At 36.9% G+C, this 19,014-nt stretch carries 18 protein-coding genes and 1 riboswitch; of the genes, 7 read left to right on the plus strand and 11 right to left on the minus strand.

Annotated elements, in window-relative coordinates; translation table 11 throughout:
* Genes SUCMO_RS0104400 through SUCMO_RS0104415 form a run of 4 tightly spaced genes read left to right on the plus strand, consistent with a single transcriptional unit; the run spans position 1 to position 3,508 of the window.
* On the plus strand, positions 1 to 510 hold the full coding sequence (locus SUCMO_RS0104400) for a cob(I)yrinic acid a,c-diamide adenosyltransferase (RefSeq protein WP_019879313.1): 510 nt from the start codon (positions 1 to 3) through the stop codon (positions 508 to 510).
* A gap of 32 nt (positions 511 to 542) precedes the next feature.
* Entirely contained in the window at positions 543 to 1,871 is a 1,329-nt protein-coding gene (der, locus tag SUCMO_RS0104405; protein WP_019879314.1) for a ribosome biogenesis GTPase Der, read from the plus strand.
* A gap of 6 nt (positions 1,872 to 1,877) precedes the next feature.
* Positions 1,878 to 2,486 (plus strand): glycerol-3-phosphate 1-O-acyltransferase PlsY, encoded by a 609-nt coding sequence (gene plsY, locus SUCMO_RS0104410; RefSeq protein WP_019879315.1) that lies wholly within the window; start codon positions 1,878 to 1,880, stop codon positions 2,484 to 2,486.
* 11 nt (positions 2,487 to 2,497) lie between these two features.
* Positions 2,498 to 3,508 carry an NAD(P)H-dependent glycerol-3-phosphate dehydrogenase gene (locus SUCMO_RS0104415; RefSeq protein ID WP_019879316.1) on the plus strand — a complete coding sequence of 337 codons (1,011 nt, stop codon included), beginning with the start codon at positions 2,498 to 2,500 and terminating at the stop codon, positions 3,506 to 3,508.
* A 70-nt stretch (positions 3,509 to 3,578) separates the two neighbouring features.
* On the opposite strand, the gene dapA is transcribed toward SUCMO_RS0104415, so the two are convergent.
* From dapA to dapB, 4 genes are all read right to left on the minus strand, one after another.
* Positions 3,579 to 4,463 (minus strand): 4-hydroxy-tetrahydrodipicolinate synthase, encoded by an 885-nt coding sequence (gene dapA / locus SUCMO_RS0104420; RefSeq protein ID WP_019879317.1) that lies wholly within the window; start codon positions 4,461 to 4,463, stop codon positions 3,579 to 3,581.
* Between the two features lie 34 nt (positions 4,464 to 4,497).
* Positions 4,498 to 5,718: an aspartate kinase gene (gene dapG, locus SUCMO_RS0104425; protein ID WP_028953871.1), complete on the minus strand. Its 1,221-nt coding sequence runs from the start codon at positions 5,716 to 5,718 to the stop codon at positions 4,498 to 4,500.
* Between the two features lie 95 nt (positions 5,719 to 5,813).
* Positions 5,814 to 6,845 (minus strand): aspartate-semialdehyde dehydrogenase, encoded by a 1,032-nt coding sequence (locus SUCMO_RS0104430; protein WP_019879320.1) that lies wholly within the window; start codon positions 6,843 to 6,845, stop codon positions 5,814 to 5,816.
* Between the two features lie 27 nt (positions 6,846 to 6,872).
* Complete coding sequence (dapB, locus tag SUCMO_RS0104435; RefSeq protein ID WP_019879321.1) at positions 6,873 to 7,664, minus strand: 4-hydroxy-tetrahydrodipicolinate reductase; 792 nt, start codon at positions 7,662 to 7,664, stop codon at positions 6,873 to 6,875.
* A gap of 88 nt (positions 7,665 to 7,752) precedes the next feature.
* Positions 7,753 to 7,921, minus strand: a riboswitch (Lysine riboswitch).
* A gap of 251 nt (positions 7,922 to 8,172) precedes the next feature.
* On the opposite strand from dapB, the gene SUCMO_RS0104440 reads away from it, so the two are divergent.
* Positions 8,173 to 9,375 (plus strand): MFS transporter, encoded by a 1,203-nt coding sequence (locus tag SUCMO_RS0104440; protein WP_156819244.1) that lies wholly within the window; start codon positions 8,173 to 8,175, stop codon positions 9,373 to 9,375.
* Positions 9,376 to 9,784: 409 nt separating this feature from the next.
* On the opposite strand, the gene ybaK is transcribed toward SUCMO_RS0104440, so the two are convergent.
* From ybaK to tkt, 3 genes are all read right to left on the minus strand, one after another.
* The gene (gene ybaK, locus SUCMO_RS0104445) at positions 9,785 to 10,261 is read right to left on the minus strand and encodes a Cys-tRNA(Pro) deacylase (protein ID WP_019879323.1); all 477 of its coding nucleotides are present in this window, start codon (positions 10,259 to 10,261) and stop codon (positions 9,785 to 9,787) included.
* Between the two features lie 11 nt (positions 10,262 to 10,272).
* Positions 10,273 to 11,073, minus strand: coding sequence for a bifunctional hydroxymethylpyrimidine kinase/phosphomethylpyrimidine kinase (thiD, locus tag SUCMO_RS0104450; RefSeq protein ID WP_019879324.1), 801 nt, complete (start codon positions 11,071 to 11,073; stop codon positions 10,273 to 10,275).
* 275 nt (positions 11,074 to 11,348) lie between these two features.
* On the minus strand, positions 11,349 to 13,337 hold the full coding sequence (tkt, locus tag SUCMO_RS0104455) for a transketolase (RefSeq protein ID WP_019879326.1): 1,989 nt from the start codon (positions 13,335 to 13,337) through the stop codon (positions 11,349 to 11,351).
* A gap of 219 nt (positions 13,338 to 13,556) precedes the next feature.
* On the opposite strand from tkt, the gene SUCMO_RS10960 reads away from it, so the two are divergent.
* Complete coding sequence (locus SUCMO_RS10960; protein WP_019879327.1) at positions 13,557 to 14,486, plus strand: copper amine oxidase N-terminal domain-containing protein; 930 nt, start codon at positions 13,557 to 13,559, stop codon at positions 14,484 to 14,486.
* A gap of 80 nt (positions 14,487 to 14,566) precedes the next feature.
* On the opposite strand, the gene SUCMO_RS0104465 is transcribed toward SUCMO_RS10960, so the two are convergent.
* Positions 14,567 to 14,938, minus strand: a complete 372-nt coding sequence (locus SUCMO_RS0104465; protein ID WP_019879328.1) for a CoA-binding protein — start codon at positions 14,936 to 14,938, stop codon at positions 14,567 to 14,569.
* 369 nt (positions 14,939 to 15,307) lie between these two features.
* On the opposite strand from SUCMO_RS0104465, the gene SUCMO_RS0104470 reads away from it, so the two are divergent.
* Positions 15,308 to 16,294, plus strand: coding sequence for a DUF3089 domain-containing protein (locus SUCMO_RS0104470; protein ID WP_019879329.1), 987 nt, complete (start codon positions 15,308 to 15,310; stop codon positions 16,292 to 16,294).
* 133 nt (positions 16,295 to 16,427) lie between these two features.
* Here the strand turns inward: SUCMO_RS0104470 and nth are convergent, their stop codons facing one another.
* The 3 genes from nth to SUCMO_RS0104485 all read right to left on the minus strand — a co-directional run bounded on the left by nth (position 16,428) and on the right by SUCMO_RS0104485 (position 18,834).
* A complete protein-coding gene (gene nth / locus SUCMO_RS0104475) occupies positions 16,428 to 17,066 on the minus strand; it encodes an endonuclease III (protein ID WP_019879330.1) in 639 nt (212 codons plus the stop codon).
* Between the two features lie 2 nt (positions 17,067 to 17,068).
* Positions 17,069 to 18,433, minus strand: a complete 1,365-nt coding sequence (locus SUCMO_RS0104480; protein WP_019879331.1) for a PFL family protein — start codon at positions 18,431 to 18,433, stop codon at positions 17,069 to 17,071.
* Positions 18,434 to 18,564: 131 nt separating this feature from the next.
* Positions 18,565 to 18,834: an ACT domain-containing protein gene (locus SUCMO_RS0104485; protein WP_019879332.1), complete on the minus strand. Its 270-nt coding sequence runs from the start codon at positions 18,832 to 18,834 to the stop codon at positions 18,565 to 18,567.
* Between the last annotated feature and the right edge of the window lie 180 nt (positions 18,835 to 19,014).

The following is a 19,014-nucleotide window of genomic DNA, read 5'->3' on the forward strand; positions in this document are numbered from 1 at the left end:
ATGTTACAAGTATATACTGGTGATGGTAAGGGGAAGACTACTGCCGCATTGGGCTTGTGCTTACGCGCTGTTGGACATAATTTTAAAGTTGCAGTAGTACAATTTCTAAAAGATGATCCTGAATATGGAGAGTTTAAAGCTAAAGAATTGTTGCCGAATTTTGAATTGTATCAAGTAGGCAGAAATGATTTTGTGAATTTTAAAAATCCCGATCAAATTGATTTAGATTTGGCAGATAAGGGATGGGAAAAAGCAAAAAAGATGCTTTTATCAGGGGAATATGATATTATTGTCCTAGATGAATTTACCTTGGTTTTGAAATACAACTTAATTGAAACGACAGCATTTTATCAATTACTAGATAAATTTTCTGGTAAAACCGAGATTGTTGTAACAGGTAGATATGCACCAGTAGAATTAATTGAACGTGCTGATTTAGTAACAGAAATGACAAATATTAAGCATTATTTTGATAGCGGTGTAGAATCGCGGATAGGTATTGACCACTAAAATGTTGTCAATATGAGGAGGAGTTTTAAAATATGAGTAAACCCATTGTAGCTTTTGTAGGTAGACCGAATGTTGGCAAGTCCACTTTGTTTAATGCGATAGCTAATAAACAAATATCAATTGTTGAAGATACTCCAGGTGTAACTCGTGATAGATTATATGCTACTGCTGAGTGGCTAAATCAGGAATTCATGATGATTGATACAGGAGGCATTGAAACTAGTAGCCAAGATCAATTTATTATTTCAATTCGGGAGCAAGCGCAAATTGCTATGCAAGAAGCAGATGTAATTGTATTTGTGGTAGATGCACGTACGGGCATGACTAGTGATGATGAAGATATTGCTAAGATTTTACGGCAAACTAAAAAGCCTGTAGTATTGGCTGTTAATAAAGTTGATTCGCCTAAACAAGAGATGGAAATGTATGAATTCTACAATTTAGGCTTAGGTGATGTAATGCCGATTTCGGCAAGTAATCGTTATAATTTAGGGGATTTATTAGATGCAGTAGTAGATGGATTTCCTAAGCTAGATACAGATGCTAGCGGTGATGAAGAAGATGAAATCAAGGTGGCTTTAATTGGTCGTCCGAATGTAGGCAAATCTTCTGTTTTTAATGCTGTAATTGGCAAACAACGCTCGATTGTTAGTGACGTAGCGGGTACAACTCGCGATGCGATTGATACTAAAATTGAACGCGAAGGTGTGAACTATGTATTTATTGATACGGCTGGTATGAGACGTAAAGCTCGTGTCGATGAGCCAGTGGAAAAATATAGTGTAATTCGCTCTTTGCGAGCCATAGATCGTAGTGATGTAGTGTTGATGGTTTTAGATGCTAGTGAAGGTATTTTAGAGCAAGATAAGAAAATTGCGGGCTATGCACATGAAGCTGGTAAAGCTACGGTATTTGTTGTTAATAAATGGGATTTATATGAAAAAGATAATACCTCTACGCTGCGTTTTACTGAGGAAATTAGAAATGAGTTTGCTTTCTTGCAATATGCGCCTGTGGTTTTTGTTTCAGCTTTAACTAAACAAAGAATTCATCGATTACCAGAAGTAATTCACTATGTAGCTGAACAGCATGCAATGCGTGTGGCAACTGGGGTACTAAATCAAGTAATACAAGAAGCTATATCAATTAATCCGCCACCAAGCGATAAGGGCGTTAAACTTAAAATTTTATATGTAACTCAAGTTAAAACTAAACCACCTACATTTGTCTTTTTTGTTAATCAACCAAATCTCATGCATTTTTCTTATCAACGATATATGGAGAATAAGCTGCGGGATGCCTTTGGTTTTGAAGGCACGCCTTTACATATTATTGTTAGAGGCAAAGAATCTGAGGAGTAGGTGTTTATGGATTATATAATAGCAGCAGTGCTGGCCTATTTTTTAGGTTCTTTTCCTACGGGTTTTTTGACAGGTAAATGGTTGTGTGGTATTGATATTCGTCAATATGGAAGTAAAAATATTGGGACAACTAATATGTTTCGTACGCTAGGCGTATATCCAGCTAGTATTGTTTTGATAGTTGATATTTTGAAAGGTGTACTTTCGGTAGCATTTGCTATGTACTTGACACCGAATATTGGAGTACATTTATTAGCCGCGGCCTTAGCAATAATTGGGCATAATTATTCTTGTTGGCTAGGTTTCAAAGGTGGGCGAGGAGTGGCAACCTCTTTGGGGATTTTATTAACCTTAATGCCGCTTACTTCTTTGTTGGTATTTGCTGTTTGGGCACTAATTGTGTTTATTACTCGCTATGTTTCTTTGGGATCTATTATCGGAGCAGCATTAACACCAATATTAGCTTACTACTTTGAATATGATTTAAAAATTCAGTTGTTTTCGGGATTTATGGCTTTGTTAGTAATTGTAGGACATAAGGATAATATAAAACGCCTGCTTACAGGGACTGAAAATAAGATTAAATCTGGAAATATGAATAATATTAAGAAATAGAAGGTGAACTAATGCCGAAAAAAATATTGGTAATCGGGGCAGGTAGTTGGGGTACGACCTTAAGTAAACTTTTAGCGGAAAAAAAGCTAGATGTAACACTTTGGGTGCGTGAATTAGAACTTTTAGAAAAGTTGCAAAAAACTAATCGCAATGAATATTATTTGCCGCAAATTTTATTGCCAACTAATATAAAGTACACCAATGATTTGTCGTTAGCCAAGCAAGCAGATATAATTGTTTTAGTAACACCTTCGCATGTAGTTCGAGAAATATGTAAACAATTAGCAAAAATTGGTGTTAATAATAAAATAATAGTTTCTTGTGCTAAGGGGTTAGAAGAGGGAACTTTCTGTCGTATGACAGAAATTATAGCCCAAGAACTACCTGAAAATAAAATTGCAGCTCTTTCTGGACCAAATCATGCAGAAAACGTCAGCGAAAAGCAACCTACAGCAACTGTTATCGCTTGCGCTGATGAGCAGGTTGCTAGAAAGTTGCAACGGATTTTTTCGACAACATATTTTAGACCATATACAAACACTGATGTAATTGGTGTGGAATTAGCAGGGGCTTTTAAAAATATTATCGCTTTGGCAAGTGGTGTATTAGCAGGCTTGGGTTTTGGTGACAATACTTTAGCGGGGTTAATGACGCGAGGTTTAGCGGAAATATCGCGGCTCGGGATTGCCTTAGGTGCACAAGCGCATACTTTTGCAGGTTTGGCAGGAGTAGGTGATTTGATTGCTACTTGCGTAAGCAAGCATAGTCGTAATCGTTGGGCTGGAGAGCAATTGGGCAAAGGTCGCTCTTTAGAAGATATTTTACAGGAAACTAAAATGGTAGTAGAGGGTGTTAGAGCAACGCAAATAGCCTATAAATTGGCGCAAGTGCATAAAATTGATATGCCGATTACTAGTAAACTTTATGAAGTACTTTATGAAAAGAAAAAAGCTCGAACGGCAATTAAAGAATTAATGAAACGCGATCATACTAAAGAAGAACAGTTTGTCGAGATTATATAAAAAAGAAGCATTGACACTTTTTACGGTGCAATGCTTCTTTTTTATAATTACTTGCATTTGTTTTTAAATATTAAATTTTGTTGTAAGTTTTTAAAATATCAATTAAAGTAGTTAATTCGGCTGCACTCATTGGTGTTAAAGGTAAGCGTAATTTTCCACCTTGATTATTTAAAGTTGTCAAACAGGCAGCAGCTTTAACAGGGATTGGATTAGTTACCATAAACATAGCTTTTATTAGACGATGCATATGTACTTGCAGTTTGGCAGCTTTAGTAATATCTTTTGCTAAAAAAGCTTGAATCATTTCTTGCATTTCATTACCAGCGATATTGCCAACTACACTAATAACGCCATGAGCACCAATAGCCATCATGGGAATAGTAAGTTCATCGTCGCCACTGTATATAATGAAATCTTCTGGAACCACTGACATAAGTTCGATAACTTGTTCAAGATTACCACAGGCTTCTTTTAAAGCCACTACATTAGGAAGTTCATTAGCTAGCTTAGCTACAGTAGCTGGGGCAATATTACTACTTGTGCGTCCTGGGACATTATATAGGACAACTGGTAGTTCGGTAGCTGTGGCTACTGCTTTAAAGTGTTCGTAGAAACCTTGTTGAGTTGGTTTGTTGTAGTACGGGCCAACGAGCATTACACCATCAATGCCAGTACTTGCCGCTTGTTTAGTTAAATTAATGGAACTTTGAGTATCATTTGAACCAGTACCACCAATTATTTTAGCGCGGCCATTTACTCTTTGGGCTACAACTCTGAATAACTCCAGTTTTTCGTCAGCACTTAAAGTAGCGGCTTCTCCAGTGGAGCCTGCGACTACTAGGGCATCAGAACCATTGTTGATAAGATTTTCTGCAAAATCTGCTGCTAATTGATAATTGATACTTCCATCATCATTCATAGGGGTAATCATTGCCGTTATTAATCGACCGAACATAAAAATACACTCCTTGTTTTTTGGCTTTGGGAAACTATTTTGCTAAATTAAAAGCATCGTGTAAGGCCTTAACAGTATCATGTAAATATTCTTGCTCTACGACAGCGGAAATTGTATTAGTAGAATCAACAGTTTGGAGAATTGTTATCCCTTGATTAGCAATAGCACTAACAAAAGTAGCCATCACCCCAGGTACATCTTTCATACCGCCACCTACTACAGAAATTTTTGCGCAGTTGTCGCGGAAACTAGGATCAAAACCAGCTTCCTTGAGAACAGACATGGAACGGTCTAAATCGCTGGAGTTTACCGTAAAGAGAATTTCTCCAGGATGAACATTTAGACAGTCAACATTTATATGATTGCGCGCAAGTTCAGAAAAAATACGGATACTTACAGTGTTGTCTTCGCGATTCGTATCAATTCTTATTTGCGCTATGTCCTTTAAAAAACTTATTCCACTAGCCACCCGATCATCTAAAATAATATCGCTGGTTTCTACACGAGTATTATTAGTAATTAAAGTACCAGGAGCGTCAGAAAAAGTAGAACGGACCACTAATTGGATATTTTTTTGCATAGCAATTTCTACTGCGCGTGGATGAATAACCTTAGCACCTTGATGGGCTAATTGGCATATTTCTCCATAGCTAATGCAATCAAGCACTTTAGCTTCTTTTACAATGCGTGGATCAGTGGTCATTATTCCGTCAACATCAGTATAAATTTCCACTACCTCAGCATTTAAAGCTGCTCCTAGAGCCGCAGCTGTAGTATCACTGCCACCACGTCCAATAGTTGTAATATTAAGCATATCCGCAGTAACGCCTTGGAAACCGCAAACTACGGGTATGTAGCCTTCATTTAGAAGTTTGATTAGATTTCTGGTTTCAACTCGAATAATACGTGCTGCTGAAAAATTATCATCAGTGATTATTCCAGCTTGGCCGCCAGTTAGCAAAACTGCTTTTAAGCCCTCTTTTTGCATGGCCGCAGACATTACAGAGGCAGATATGATTTCGCCACAACACATTATTGCATCAAGCTCGCGCTTGCCAATAGTTGGATTTTCTGCTTTAGCTACATTAATCAAGGTATCTGTTGCATAAGTGTCACCACTTCTGCCCATAGCAGATACAACTACTATGCTACTATAACCTTTATCTAAGGCATTTTTAATTTTGCCAATAACAGCAGTGCGGGCTTCTTTTGTGGCTACAGAAGTTCCACCAAATTTTTGAACAATAATGCGCATCTTAAACATTACCTACCTTCATTAAATATTGTTTTAGTTATAGACTGAAAATAATAATCTCAATACATTATACTATAAAACTAAAAAATTATCTGTTAAATTAAACCACGTTCAATCATTACTTCAGCGATTTGCAAGGTGTTCAAAGCCGCGCCTTTGCGAATTTGATCACCTACCACCCACATGTTGTAGGTATTAGCTAAAGACTCATCTTTACGAATTCGGCCGACATAAACATCATCTAAATTTGAAGTGTATAGTGGCATGGGGTAAAGCATTTCTTGGGGATTATCTTGCACAGTAACTCCAGGAAATGAGCTTAAAGCTGCTTTGATTTGAGGTATTTCCAGAGATTTTTCTAATTCAACATTAATCGACTCAGAATGACTCCGATAAACCGGCACACGAATTGTCGTAGCGGTAATTGCCATTTGTTGATCATCAAAAATTTTCTTGGTTTCTAGAACCATTTTCATTTCTTCTTTAGTATAATCATTATCTAAAAATACGTCAATTTGTGGAATTAAATTAAAGGCAATCGGGTAATGTTTATCTAAGCTAGCGCTAGGTAAAATATTGGCAACCATTTCTTCGCCTTTAACGTGAGCAGCCACTTGGTTGTCTAATTCATCAATACCTTCTTTACCAGCACCAGAAACTGCTTGATAAGTTGACACAACAATTCTCTTGATTTTAGCTAAATCATAAATTGGTTTTAGCGCCATACACATAATGATTGTTGAACAGTTAGGGTTAGCAATTATCCCTTTGTGTTTACAAATAGCATCAGGATTAACTTCAGCTACAACTAGAGGAACTTCGGGATCCATGCGGAAGGAACTAGAATTATCAATGACAACTGCACCAGCATTTACAGCATAAGGCGCAAATTCTTTACTGATCGAGCCACCTGCAAATAGGGCAATATCAATATTTGTAAAGGAATCTTTAGTGGCTTCTTCTACGGTGTAGTCTTTGCCCATAAAATTAATCACTTTACCCGCAGAACGTTTTGAGGCTAAAAGTCGTAATTCGTTGAAAGGGAAATTTCGTTCTTCGATTAAAGTTAAAAATTCTTGGCCGACAGCTCCAGTAGCACCTAAGATTGCAACATTATATTTTTTCATAAGTAATTCGCTCCTTCTATCTTAAAGTTATAATAATTTATCTAAACCATAAACCAAACCGCGCTGACTTACAATTTTTTCACAAGCAAGCACGACGCCAGGCATAAAACTTTCACGGGAAATAGAATCATGACGAATAGTTAAAGTTTCGCCCAAGCCACCAAAGATAACTTCTTGATGAGCAACGTAACCTTGTAAACGTACGCTATGAATATGGATACCTTCATATTCGGCACCCCGTGCTCCGATTAAAAGTTCCTTTTCACCTTCAGCACCTTGCTTTAGATAACCACCGCGAGCTTCAGCCATTTTCTTTGCGGTAAGGATAGCTGTTCCCGATGGGGCATCTAATTTTTGATCATGATGTAATTCGATAATTTCGGCTTTAGGTAAGTATTTTATGGCTTCAGCCGCATAACGCATCATTAAAATTGCACCAATAGAAAAATTCGGCGCAATTAAAACTGCCGTGTCATTAGCTTTAGCTAATTGGTCTAATTCTTGCAAATCAGCTTCACTAAAACCTGTCGTTCCAACTACTGCAAAAATCCCTTTGCTTAGAACAAGGCGTAAATTTGTCATTACTACATCGGGTCGAGTAAAATCAACTACTACTCGAGGCTTAGCTGCTTCTAAAGCTTTGCTTAGCTCGGTGTGCATAGGTAAAGCTAATTCGGCACCGATTATTTGACCTAGAGTTTGTGTTGTAGGATTAATATCTACGGCAGCACAAAGTTCTAGAGTTTTAGAATTGTGTACTGCTTTTAAAGTTTCGCGCCCCATTCTTCCAAGCGCACCAGTTACTAGTGTTTTAATCATAATCTCACCTCATGAAAATTTTGCAAATAAAAAAACAGCCCTAAGCTTACTCAAAGGACTGTTTTGTAAATTGCTTTACAATAACGTTCTCAGAGATAGCCCTCCACCTTATTCAAGGTGACAGTCGGTCAGCTATTCGCCAACAAACCAGATTATAAGTTTTAGCAAAATATAACCTTCGGCAGTCGCCCTTTGGCTTAGATCATCGACGCTACTCTCCCTAAGTTACTAATGCTACCCGCACCTCTACTCTCGTAGTATTAAATTAAAGAAATTATACTATAAAATAGTCTCAAGTGTCAAATAAAATAGAAAAAAATAATTGCAAAATAATTGGGATTGTAATATTTTTGGAAGCAATTTGTAAAATTTATAGACAAATTAAAGGTGTTTGTACTTATTGTAAGAGACAGAACTTACTTCGTACTATACAAACAGACAGAAAAAGTTTATAATTGTTTGCATAAATAGAGTAATATAGGGAGATGAATACTTTTTGGCTAGGTTTTTGAAAAAAATAAGTTTTTTGGCGCAGTGGCAAAAAAATTTATTTGTCCTGTGGTTTGGAGTTTTACTGGCTTGTGCTAGCTATACAATGATTATACCTTTTCTACCAATGTATTTAATTAACGAGCTAGGAGTAGAAACAGAAAGGGTTAATTTTTGGTCAGGCTTAATTTTTTCGATAGCCTTTTTGGGTGGAGCAGTTATGGCTCCGTATTGGGGAGCACAAGCAGATAAAAAAGGAAAAATGAGTATGATTATTCGGGCTGGATTTTCTTTGGCTTTTGTTTATGCGTTAGCCGCTGTAGTGCGGAATGAATATGAATTATTAATCGTGAGGGCGGCTCAAGGAATTGTTAGTGGTTTTGTTCCAGCTTCTATGTCTTTAGTTGCGAACTCTTTGCCAAGAGATAAAACTGGTTGGGGTTTAGGTTTAATGCAAACCGCAATTTCGACTGGTTCAATATTAGGTCCTCTTTTTGGAGGCTTACTAGCAAACTATTTTACTATGCGTTGGTCATTTGTTATTGCAGGAATGAATATTTTTTTAGCGACTTTGGCAGTTAAATTTTTTGTGCGCGAAGAGCGGCAAATTTTAAATCAGGGACATGAATCATTTAAAAAAGATTTTGCTATTGCTTATGAAAATAAACCACTGCTGCATACTTTGCTGTTATTTAGTGTCGTGCAAGGTTGTATTATGATGTTACAACCGTTATTGACACTTTATATTGGCAAACTACAAGGAAGTATGCAAGGGGCGATGGTTGCTTCGGGTATAATATTTTCGCTAATAGGTGTGGCAGGGATAGTTGCAGCACCATATTGGGGTGGGCTTGGGCAGAAAAAAGGGTTCGGAAAAACTTTGTTTTTAGTATTATTTGGAGCAGGCATTGCCGTAGGCTTGCAAACAATTATTAATAATCTTTGGCTGTTTGGCTTAGGTCAATTTATTTTCGGCTTGTTTTTAGCTGGAACATCGCCAACGATGAATGCTAATCTAGTTAATTTTTCTGAAGTTGATTTTCGAGGTCGTGCTTTTGGGTTGGCAACAAGTTTTCATCAACTGGGTTCGATGTTAGGTCCGATAATTGGAGGAGCTTTAGGTTCATGGATACCAACTAATTATATTTTTTTAGTTACCAGTGCAATCTTATTAGTTGCAAGTTTTACTGTGAGAAAGCGTGTGGAGTTTAGAGAAAAATAAGAGTAGTTTGAGATGAAAAATATTTTTATAAATTAATAAAGCGTGTGGTTTGAAAAAATTTGATTTCTCAAAAATATGTTGTGGGTGCAGAAAGTTTCTGCATGGCACAGCATATTTTTTTACAGATGAATTATCATTTTAAGTGCAACACAAAAAAGAGCGTGATATGGAAAATCCTTGATGATAAAGCGAAAGCCTTAAGTCCACGGGAGGATTTTCATTATCACGCTCACAACAGATAACCATAGATGAAATTATTTGCCAAGATGCCTAGATTCAGCTAGGAGTAATGCCAATTTAATTAGACGCTCTAGTTAATTCAATTTATAAAAAGAATTGCTAAATTAGTTAGATATTCACCGCGAGCCAAGCTTAAATTTAATTAAGTCTAGGTCTAAAGTTTAAATGGCTATTGAATAATATCAGCCACTTGTATGTGCAAATAATTGATTAAATCTTGGGGATTAAGTTTAATTTGCAAGCCGCGTTGCCCCGCACTTACTACAATTTCAGGAAAATTTAAAGCAGTTTGCTGCATAAAAGTTGAATGCCTTTTTTTTATGGCCAGCGGTGAGCAACCACCTCGGACATAGCCAGTTTGATTTAACAACTCTTTTAGCTCAAGCATTTCTACTTTTTTGTTTTTGGCAACTTTAGCTAATTTTTTTAAGTCTAGTTCTTGGTCGCCAGGAATGCAGGCGATAATAAGTTCTTTTTTTTCATTTAAAATTGCTAAAGTCTTGAAAACAATTTCAAGCGGTTGCTGAATTTTTTGGGCGACATAATCGGCAGCTAGGTTATGTTCATCGACTGGATAGCAAAGTACGGTATAATTTATTGTGGCTTTGTCTAGTTCGCGCATGGCATTAGTTTTTTTATATTTCATAGAGTCACCTTCTATAGCCAGCCAGCTAATTTATATAAATCAACAAAGTGATGGGTTGGGCCACAACCTTTGCCTAGGGCTAGCGAATATTCAATTGCTTTACTAATATAAGCTTTACTATTAGTTACGGCTTGTATTAGCGGAACATTATTAGCTAAATTACTAGCTAAGGCACTAGAGAGTGTACAACCAGTGCCGTGGGTATTTTTAGTAGCTTGACGTTCCGCGGTAAACCAAGTGCTGGTGGTACCATCAAAAAGCAAATCATCAGCGCTACTTTCTAAGTGTCCGCCTTTTACTAGCACATTTTTAGCACCTAAATTAATTATATGCTTAGCGGCTAATAGCATATCTGCTTTGGTTTTTACGGGAAAACCAACAATTACCTCTGCTTCTGGTAAATTCGGCGTAACTAGGGTAGCTAAAGGAATAAGTTTTTGGCAAAGCGCTTTACAAGCAGATGGTTCTAATAATAAGTAGCCGCTTTTAGAGACCATTACAGGGTCAACTACGATATATTCTGGTTGATAATAACGTAATCTGTCAGCAATACATTCAATGATCGGAGTTTCTGAAACCATGCCTATTTTTACGGCATGAACAGGAATATCTTCGAAAATGGCATCGATTTGTTCTTTAACCATAGTAGCAGTGATGTTTTCTACTGCACGGACTCCTTGAGTATTTTGCGCAGTAATGGCGGTAATAACGCTCATGCCAAAAGTGCCGTGAGCAGCAAAAGTCTTTAGATCGGCTTGTATACCAGCGCCACCGCTACTGTCTGAACCAGCAATAGTAAGCAGATTTTTCATAAATAACCTCCTGCAATAAATAGAGTTTTGTTAAGTTAAATTAAAACCGCAAAAGTGAACTTTTTAATGATATAATGTTTCCGCTAAAAAATAAAAAAACGAAATGTCACTGTCCTGTGTAGAAGTTCACAGTAATGATGCTAAAAATAATGCAAGAATTAAGGTTGTCTCAGATAACACAAAAGCAATTTATTGTGACTTGTGTAGGAATTTGTTTAAGATATTAAGATAGTCGAGCAGAAATAATTTCCACTCGACTATCAATACTGATAATATTATTTTTTCAAGATTTTTTTGGCTAGCTCAGCTACTGCTTGTGCTGTAAAACCAAATTTAGCATAAACCTTATCGCCAGGGCCAGACGCCCCGAAGGTATCGATGCCGAGAATATGTTCGTGATTTTTGGTATATTTGCTCCAACCTAGGGTAACCCCAGCTTCAATAGCCATAGTTGGTATGTGGTTTGGAATTACTGTTGATTTGTAAGCAGCAGTTTGTTGTTCAAAATATTCCCAACAAGGCATTGAAACTACTTGGGCTTTTATACCAGTTGTTTTTAAGAGTTCTGCACCAGCTAAAGCTAGATGAACCTCTGAGCCGCTTGCTAAAATTGTAATATCGGGATTAAGTTCTTCACCTAATTTATAAGCACCTTTAGCAACCCCACTAGCAATTTGCGTTTGATAAGCAGCTAATACTGGCAATTTTTGACGAGTTAAAAGTAAAGATACAGGTCGTTTATTGCTTACGGCTAAGTGCCAAGCTGCTGCTGTTTCTAAAGCATCCGCAGGTCGTAGGACATCTAAATTAGGAATAATGCGCAAGCTCATAGCATGTTCAATTGGTTGATGGGTTGGACCATCTTCACCAACAGCAATGCTATCGTGAGTTAAAACAAAAATAGAGTGAATACCCATAAGTGCTGCTAAACGCAAAGCTGGACGCATAAAGTCGACAAATACTAGGAAAGTTGCGCCATAAGGGATAAAACCGCCATGTAAAGCAATTCCATTTAAAATTGTGCCAGTAGCATGTTCCCGAACCCCAAAATGTAGATTGCGACCAGTACGGTCTTGGGCAGAAAAATCACCTAGACCTTTAAGTAAGGTTTTATTAGAAGGGCCAAGATCGGCAGATCCACCAATCAGAGCTGGAATATTTTTAGCTAAAAGTTGGAGAATTTCCCCAGAAGCATCACGAGTGGCGCTACTAGTTTTATCAATAAATAATTGGCTTAAGCTAGTTGCCAAATTAGCTGGTAATTTACCTTGTAGTTGTTCTTGAAGCTCTTGAGCTTGCGTAGGATATTGTTTGGCATATTTATCAAACAGTTCTTGCCAAGTTTGTTCTTGCTCAGCATGAACTTTAAGGCGTTCAGCAAAATATTCTTGTACTTCACTTGGAATATAAAATGGGGTAAGATCCGCAACGCCTAGAGCTTGCTTAGTGGTAATGATCGCGTCTTTACCTAGGGGTTCACCATGCGCTGCCGGACTATCTTGTTTAGGACTGGCAAAACCGATATGCGTTTTGACAATGATTAAGCTAGGTTTAGCAGTTTCTTGTTTAGCCAGTTCAATGCAATTTATTAAAGCTACAAGATCTTCGCTGTCATTAACACGAAGTACTTGCCAACCGTAGGCTTCAAAACGAGCTTGAACATTTTCGGTAAAAGCAATATCAGTAGTACCTTCAATAGTGATGTTATTATCATCGTAAAGATAAATTAATTTACCAAGTTGCATAGTTCCGGCTAAAGAAGCGGCTTCAGCACTAACGCCTTCCATTAAGTCACCATCAGAAACTAAAGCATAAGTGTAGTGGTCAATAATTGGGAAATCAGGTTGATTGAATTTAGCGGCTAAAGCTGTTTCAGCAATGGCCATACCTACCCCCATGGCAAAACCATGCCCAAGAGGACCAGTTGTTGCTTCCACTCCAGGCGTGTGACCATATTCAGGGTGACCAGGAGTTTTAGAATCTAATTGACGGAAAGCTTTAACTTCCTCTAGGGGTAAATCATAGCCAGTTAGATGTAAAAGAGAGTATAAAAGAGCTGAACCATGACCTGCAGAAAGAATAAAGCGGTCGCGATTTACCCAATTAGGATTTTTAGGGTTGTGTTGCATAACTTTATCCCATAAAGTATAGGCTAAGGGCGCTGTACCTAAAGGTAGGCCGGGATGCCCTGAGTTTGCTTGTTCCACTGCATCGATAGAAAGAGTACGTATCGTAGTTATCGCTTTTTTGTCGATAGTATTCATTAAAAAAAATTCCTCCATCAGTATATAAATTTATAATACGCTAAAAACTTGATTATATCTAATTAATTATAAGATTTTAGGGGCAGTGTGTCAAACTTTAAAGCAAGAAAATGTAGGTAAAAGTGATAAATACTTAACAAATAACAGGGTGATTTGCATTATTTTGGGGTTGATGATAAAATTCGAGCAGGAAACATTTTACAAACAGGAGGTAAAGGTATGTTGAAAAAAATAATGTTTTTATGTTTGAGCTTGTTTTTCCTAATGGGTGTAGCTAGTGCACAGCAATTTTCTGAAGGAAAGTCGACTAGAAATGTGCTCCAAACAACTGGTAAAATTAAACAGCTAAATGAAATTGGCGTAAATTTATTGGGCGAAGGAGATTTTAAAGAAGTAGTTTTAAAGTTGGATGATAAAACTTATATTGTAGATGGAATTTCGGGGAAACTGGTTACTGAAAAAAATTTAAAAAAAGGGTTGGCAATTACGGGCTATTACTCGCCGATGACAACAAGAAGTATCCCTCCACAATCAAAAGCTTTTGCTGTGGTTATTGGGGATACGAATGATCGGGCAATATATTTACAGGTAGAGCAAGTATTAAAAGTGCCAAATGGTGTAAGAGTACTATGTACTAATGGCGATCGTTTAGTAACAATAACGAGTGATGTTTTAGTGAACGCTAAGAACATTAAAGTTGGCGATGAGCTTTTAGTTTGGTATCGCATGATGACAATGAGTTTACCGGGACAAGCTACGGCAACTAAGGCTGTAAAACTGAATACACAGGCAAATTGTATTATAAAATTACATGAACTTGCTGGCGTTATTGCTGTAAATGGTCAAGAAATTCAGTTAGCGTCAGATGATCTTTTGAAACAAGAACGGACAGTATTGGTTCCATTAAGAGCAGTAGCTGAAAAACTAGGTTATAAAGTAGAATGGTTAGCAGAAAAGCAGCAAGTAGAATTGCACAAAGGCTGGCAAACTGTAACTTTAAAGGCACAAGTAACTGACTATCAACTTAACAATCAAATGCTTAAGCTAGATGCTGCTCCTCAATTTAACAATGGCAAAATTTTGGTGCCCATGGAATTTTTTAGTGAAGTTTTGGCTTATACAACTGAGATTTTAAGTACACATATTTAGAACTTTTAAAGAAAAACTGCATAATAAAAAGGACAATTCCCGCTCATAATGAGCTAGAATTGTCCTTTGAGTTTTATTGATTAAAGGGCGACGAGAACGCAGTTTTGGATTATTTCAATTTCCAATTCTTTGGCTAAAGCTAATACAGCTTTGCTATCAGCACCAGGTTGAAACCAGGCTATTTTGATACCTAAGGTTTTCATATCTTGTAGAACTTGTAAAGCTGCAGCTTCTGGAACTACAAAATTAACAATTTCGACGGTAGTCGGCAAAGCTGCTAAGTTAGGATAACATTTGTCACCTAGAACTTCTTCTAGGCCAGGATTTACCGCGTAAACCTCATAACCACAGTTTTTTAATTTTCGATAAACCTTACAGCCAAATTTGTTAGTATTGGAAGTAGCACCGACTACTGCCCATTTTTTTAAGCTTAAAGCCGTATCTGTATTCATAAGAAAAACCCCTTTAATTTATTATTTATTGTGATAATCATAAGCGAAGATATCGGAAACTGTCAAGTAAATGTGAGAATATTAAGCTAAGTTAGGCTGATTAATGACTAAAGGTTGAAAAGTTTATAATTATTGACTTAAGCTTGGGAAGCAAATAAAATAATAGCTGAAAATAAATATATACAAAGTCTAGAGTGTAAAAATTAAACAATAAGCAAAAGGCTGTACAAATAGAAAAAACTGTGCTTTTGACTTATTTTTAGAGAGGTGTTTTTAGTAATAATAGTTTTGCTGCATGCAAAAAATAAAATAAATCATGTAAATAATTGCAGAATGTTGTTTATAAATTATTATATGAGGAGTAGAGTAATGTTTAAGAAAAATTTATTTCGGCTAATGGCAACAACTTTTATAATGCTCTTATTGTTGGTTACAGTTTCGGGGCAGAGTTTTGCGGCTGTAGATTATCAAAACGCTGCTAATTGGGCAGTGATGTGTGAAGCTAACATGCGTAATAAAGACGTTGATGTGTTTTTTGTCGCCCCGACAGTGCATTCAGAAATGAAAAACATGTCCATGGATAATTTAACGGCTAAAGCTAATTTTTTAAGTGCCGTAAAGCAAGAACAAGGTATATTTGCAGCAACGGCGAATTTTTATGCGCCGTATTATCGGCAAATAGGAATGCCCGTTTATATTGCTACACCTGAAGAAAGAGCTATTTATACACAAGTTGCTTTTTCAGACATTAAGGCAGCCTTTCGTTACTATATGGATAATTTTAATGAGGGTAGGCCATTTATTTTAGCAGGTTTTAGTCAAGGGGCACAGTTAGTGCTAGAGTTACTAAAAAATGATGTTATTACGTCCAGAGAACAACAACGTTTGATTGCAACCTACGCTATTGGTTGGCGAATTACTCCAGAAGATTTGCTAAAGTATTCGCAACTTAAAATGGCTAGAGGGGAGACAGATACTGGGGTAATTGTTTCATGGAATACCGAAGCGCCAGAGGTAACTTATTCACTATTAGTTCCACAAAAAACTTTGGGAATTAATCCGCTAAATTGGCAAACTACTTCGGCAAAAGCAGGACGAGCTGAAAATAAAGGTGCAGTTTTTATAGATGGCACTGGTAAAGTAATAGAGGAAATTCCTAAATTTACAGGTGCATATCTAGATTCTAAACGTGGTACTTTAAAAGTGACCAATGTGGATAGGGCCAAATATGACTTTGCCTATCCTGTATTAAGTAATGGTGTATATCATATTTATGATTTTCAATTTTTTTATCGTAATTATCAGGAAAATGTTGCTAAACGGACGGCAACTTTTATGAGCAAAAAAGCAATATAATTTAAATTTGCTTAAAATATAAAAATGACCAGCACACTTTTGCTATGAATTGCCCCCTGAAAGTTAGAGCTAAAAATCTAACGATTGGGGGGCAGTTCATTTCCACTAATAGTTGCTGGTCACTTAATTTTAATTATGCGGTTGTTTTATCATCACTGGTACATAAGCTTTGCAAAGGACAAAGCTGACAAAGGGGTTTACGGGCTTTGCAAAGTTTACGACCATGCCAAATTAACCAGTGGTGGGCTGCTGACCAATTTTTTTTCGGAATTGTTTTTTGTAATTCTTGCTCGACCGCCATCACATCATCACTTTTGGCAAGACCAAGGCGCCGCGAAGTTCTGAAAACATGCGTATCTACAGCAATTGCTGGCACACCAAAAGCTTGACTTAACATAACATTAGCTGTTTTACGGCCGACACCTGGTAAAAGCACGAGCTCTTCAAATTTATTAGGAACTTGACCTTGGTGTTTTTCAACTAAGATAGCGCAAGTGGCTAAAAGATTTTTAGCTTTACTGCGAAATAGACCACAATCATGAATAAGCTCCATAAGTTTCGCTTCTGTTAGCTGCTCTAACCAGATAGCAGGGGTAGAATATTTAGGAAATAGTCGCTTAGTAATGATATTGACACGCTCATCAGTACATTGGGCTGATAAAATCACTGCAACTAGTAGTTCAAAATTATTACTATGTGTTAGGGCGGTACCTAGACCTTGATAAGTTGTAGCTAGAATTTGGAGAATCTTTTTTTGCTTTACTGTAGCCATTTTTAGTTAGTTAAGCTACGAACTGGAGCAGGAATTCTTCCACCGCGCGCAATAAATTTATCAGCGCTAAATTTATTAACTGGTAAAATAGGACAATAACCTAAGAGACCTCCAAATTCAACTATTTCGCCAGCTCCTTTTCCTGGAACAGGAATTAAGCGTACAGCAGTAGTTTTGTTGTTAATCATACCAATTGCCGCTTCATCAGCAATTATTGCCGAGATAGTTTGAGCGCTGGTATCACCAGGGATGGCAATCATATCTAAGCCTACAGAACAAACGCATGTCATAGCCTCTAATTTTTCTAAAGTTAAGCTACCACAGCTAACAGCTTTTATCATACCAGCATCTTCACTGACGGGGATGAAAGCTCCACTTAAACCGCCGACATAGCTAGAAGCCATTAGACCGCCTTTTTTCACAGCATCATTGAGCATTGCTAGAGCGGCAGTAGTACCTGGTGCTCCGCAACTTTCCAAACCAATTTCTTCTAAAATATAAGCTACGCTATCACCAACAGCTGGAGTTGGCGCAAGTGATAGATCGATAATTCCAAATTGGGTATTTAATCGTTTGGCTGCTTCTTGAGCGACTAATTGACCTACACGAGTTATTTTAAAGGCCGTTTTTTTAATTGTTTCAGCGACTACACCCATATCTTGACCACGTACTGCTTCTAGAGCGTGTTTTACAACACCAGGGCCAGAAACGCCAACGTTGATAACTGTTTCAGGTTCGGTTACACCATGAAAAGCTCCGGCCATAAAGGGGTTATCAGGCACAGAATTGCAAAAAACAACTAATTTAGCGCAAGCAATAGCATCACGGGTTTTTGTAAGTTCGGCTGCTTGTTTAATAATTTGCCCCATTTTAGCTACGGCATCCATATTAATACCTGATTTAGTAGAGCCGATACTTACGGAAGAACAGACAATATCTGTAGTTGCTAGAGCTTCAGGAATTGAGTTGATTAGAGCAATATCAGCATCGGTATAGCCTTTTTCTACTAGTGCGGAAAAACCACCAATAAAATTAACCCCTACGGCCTTAGCTGCTCGATCAAGAGCATGGGCTAGAGGTGTAAAGTCTTTAGCATTACAGCTAGCACCGATAATAGATATCGGCGTAACGGAAATACGTTTATTAATAATCGGTACACCAAACTCACGCTCTAAGTCTTCGCCAGTGCGGACTAAGTGTTGGGCGCGGCTAGTGATTTTATCATAAATTTTATTAGCCGTGGTTTTAATATCTAAACTGCTACAATCGCAAAGGTTAATTCCCATGGTAATTGTACGGACATCGAGATTATGCTCAGTAATCATGCGATTAGTATCAAGAATATCTTGCATTGAAAAATTCCACATTTCTAGAAAACTCCTTTAGTTTTTATTATGACAGTTACTAGCAAGTTATAGAATTTGCTTAGTAGTTTTGTTTGGACAAGGTTATTAAAGCTTTGGATAAAATAAATGCAATTGTTGAGGGATAAATTTAATTAAATTCTATGCATAATTTGGAAGATGTCTTCGTGTTGTACTTTTATTTCAACACCATACTCACTGCCTTTTTCTTTTAAAATAGCTTGGAAAGCTTGCAAGTCAGTAGTAGCGTTACTCATGTCAGCAATCATAACCATATTAAAATAGCCATCTAAAATATTTTGGTTGATATTTAAGATATTTACTTGATTTTCAGCGAGCACCCCACTCACCATTGCTATGATTCCTACGCGGTCTTTACCAACAATACTTAAAACTATACGCATTTAAAATTGACCTCCTTAATAAAATGTAATAAAAAGCGATATACCAATTATGATATAATTTATAAAATTATATCATAATAAAGGATAATAACAATAGTTTTCAGGATAAATAATGATAAAAAAAGAAAAAAACCTAATTAAAATAAAAAACTATGCTAAGCAATGTGCATTTGAGAAAAA

The organism is Succinispira mobilis DSM 6222, from assembly GCF_000384135.1.
Lineage (GTDB): Bacteria > Bacillota > Negativicutes > Acidaminococcales > Succinispiraceae > Succinispira > Succinispira mobilis.

Coding starts and splice junctions, on each gene's coding strand:
- SUCMO_RS0104400 (WP_019879313.1), top strand. CDS start 1: ATGTTACAAGTATATACTGGTGATGGTAAGGGGAAGACTACTGCCGCA.
- der (WP_019879314.1), top strand. CDS start 543: ATGAGTAAACCCATTGTAGCTTTTGTAGGTAGACCGAATGTTGGCAAG.
- plsY (WP_019879315.1), top strand. CDS start 1,878: ATGGATTATATAATAGCAGCAGTGCTGGCCTATTTTTTAGGTTCTTTT.
- SUCMO_RS0104415 (WP_019879316.1), top strand. CDS start 2,498: ATGCCGAAAAAAATATTGGTAATCGGGGCAGGTAGTTGGGGTACGACC.
- dapA (WP_019879317.1), bottom strand. CDS start 4,463: ATGTTCGGTCGATTAATAACGGCAATGATTACCCCTATGAATGATGAT.
- dapG (WP_028953871.1), bottom strand. CDS start 5,718: ATGCGCATTATTGTTCAAAAATTTGGTGGAACTTCTGTAGCCACAAAA.
- SUCMO_RS0104430 (WP_019879320.1), bottom strand. CDS start 6,845: ATGAAAAAATATAATGTTGCAATCTTAGGTGCTACTGGAGCTGTCGGC.
- dapB (WP_019879321.1), bottom strand. CDS start 7,664: ATGATTAAAACACTAGTAACTGGTGCGCTTGGAAGAATGGGGCGCGAA.
- ybaK (WP_019879323.1), bottom strand. CDS start 10,261: ATGAAATATAAAAAAACTAATGCCATGCGCGAACTAGACAAAGCCACA.
- thiD (WP_019879324.1), bottom strand. CDS start 11,073: ATGAAAAATCTGCTTACTATTGCTGGTTCAGACAGTAGCGGTGGCGCT.
- tkt (WP_019879326.1), bottom strand. CDS start 13,337: ATGAATACTATCGACAAAAAAGCGATAACTACGATACGTACTCTTTCT.
- SUCMO_RS10960 (WP_019879327.1), top strand. CDS start 13,557: ATGTTGAAAAAAATAATGTTTTTATGTTTGAGCTTGTTTTTCCTAATG.
- SUCMO_RS0104465 (WP_019879328.1), bottom strand. CDS start 14,938: ATGAATACAGATACGGCTTTAAGCTTAAAAAAATGGGCAGTAGTCGGT.
- SUCMO_RS0104470 (WP_019879329.1), top strand. CDS start 15,308: ATGTTTAAGAAAAATTTATTTCGGCTAATGGCAACAACTTTTATAATG.
- nth (WP_019879330.1), bottom strand. CDS start 17,066: ATGGCTACAGTAAAGCAAAAAAAGATTCTCCAAATTCTAGCTACAACT.
- SUCMO_RS0104480 (WP_019879331.1), bottom strand. CDS start 18,433: ATGTGGAATTTTTCAATGCAAGATATTCTTGATACTAATCGCATGATT.
- SUCMO_RS0104485 (WP_019879332.1), bottom strand. CDS start 18,834: ATGCGTATAGTTTTAAGTATTGTTGGTAAAGACCGCGTAGGAATCATA.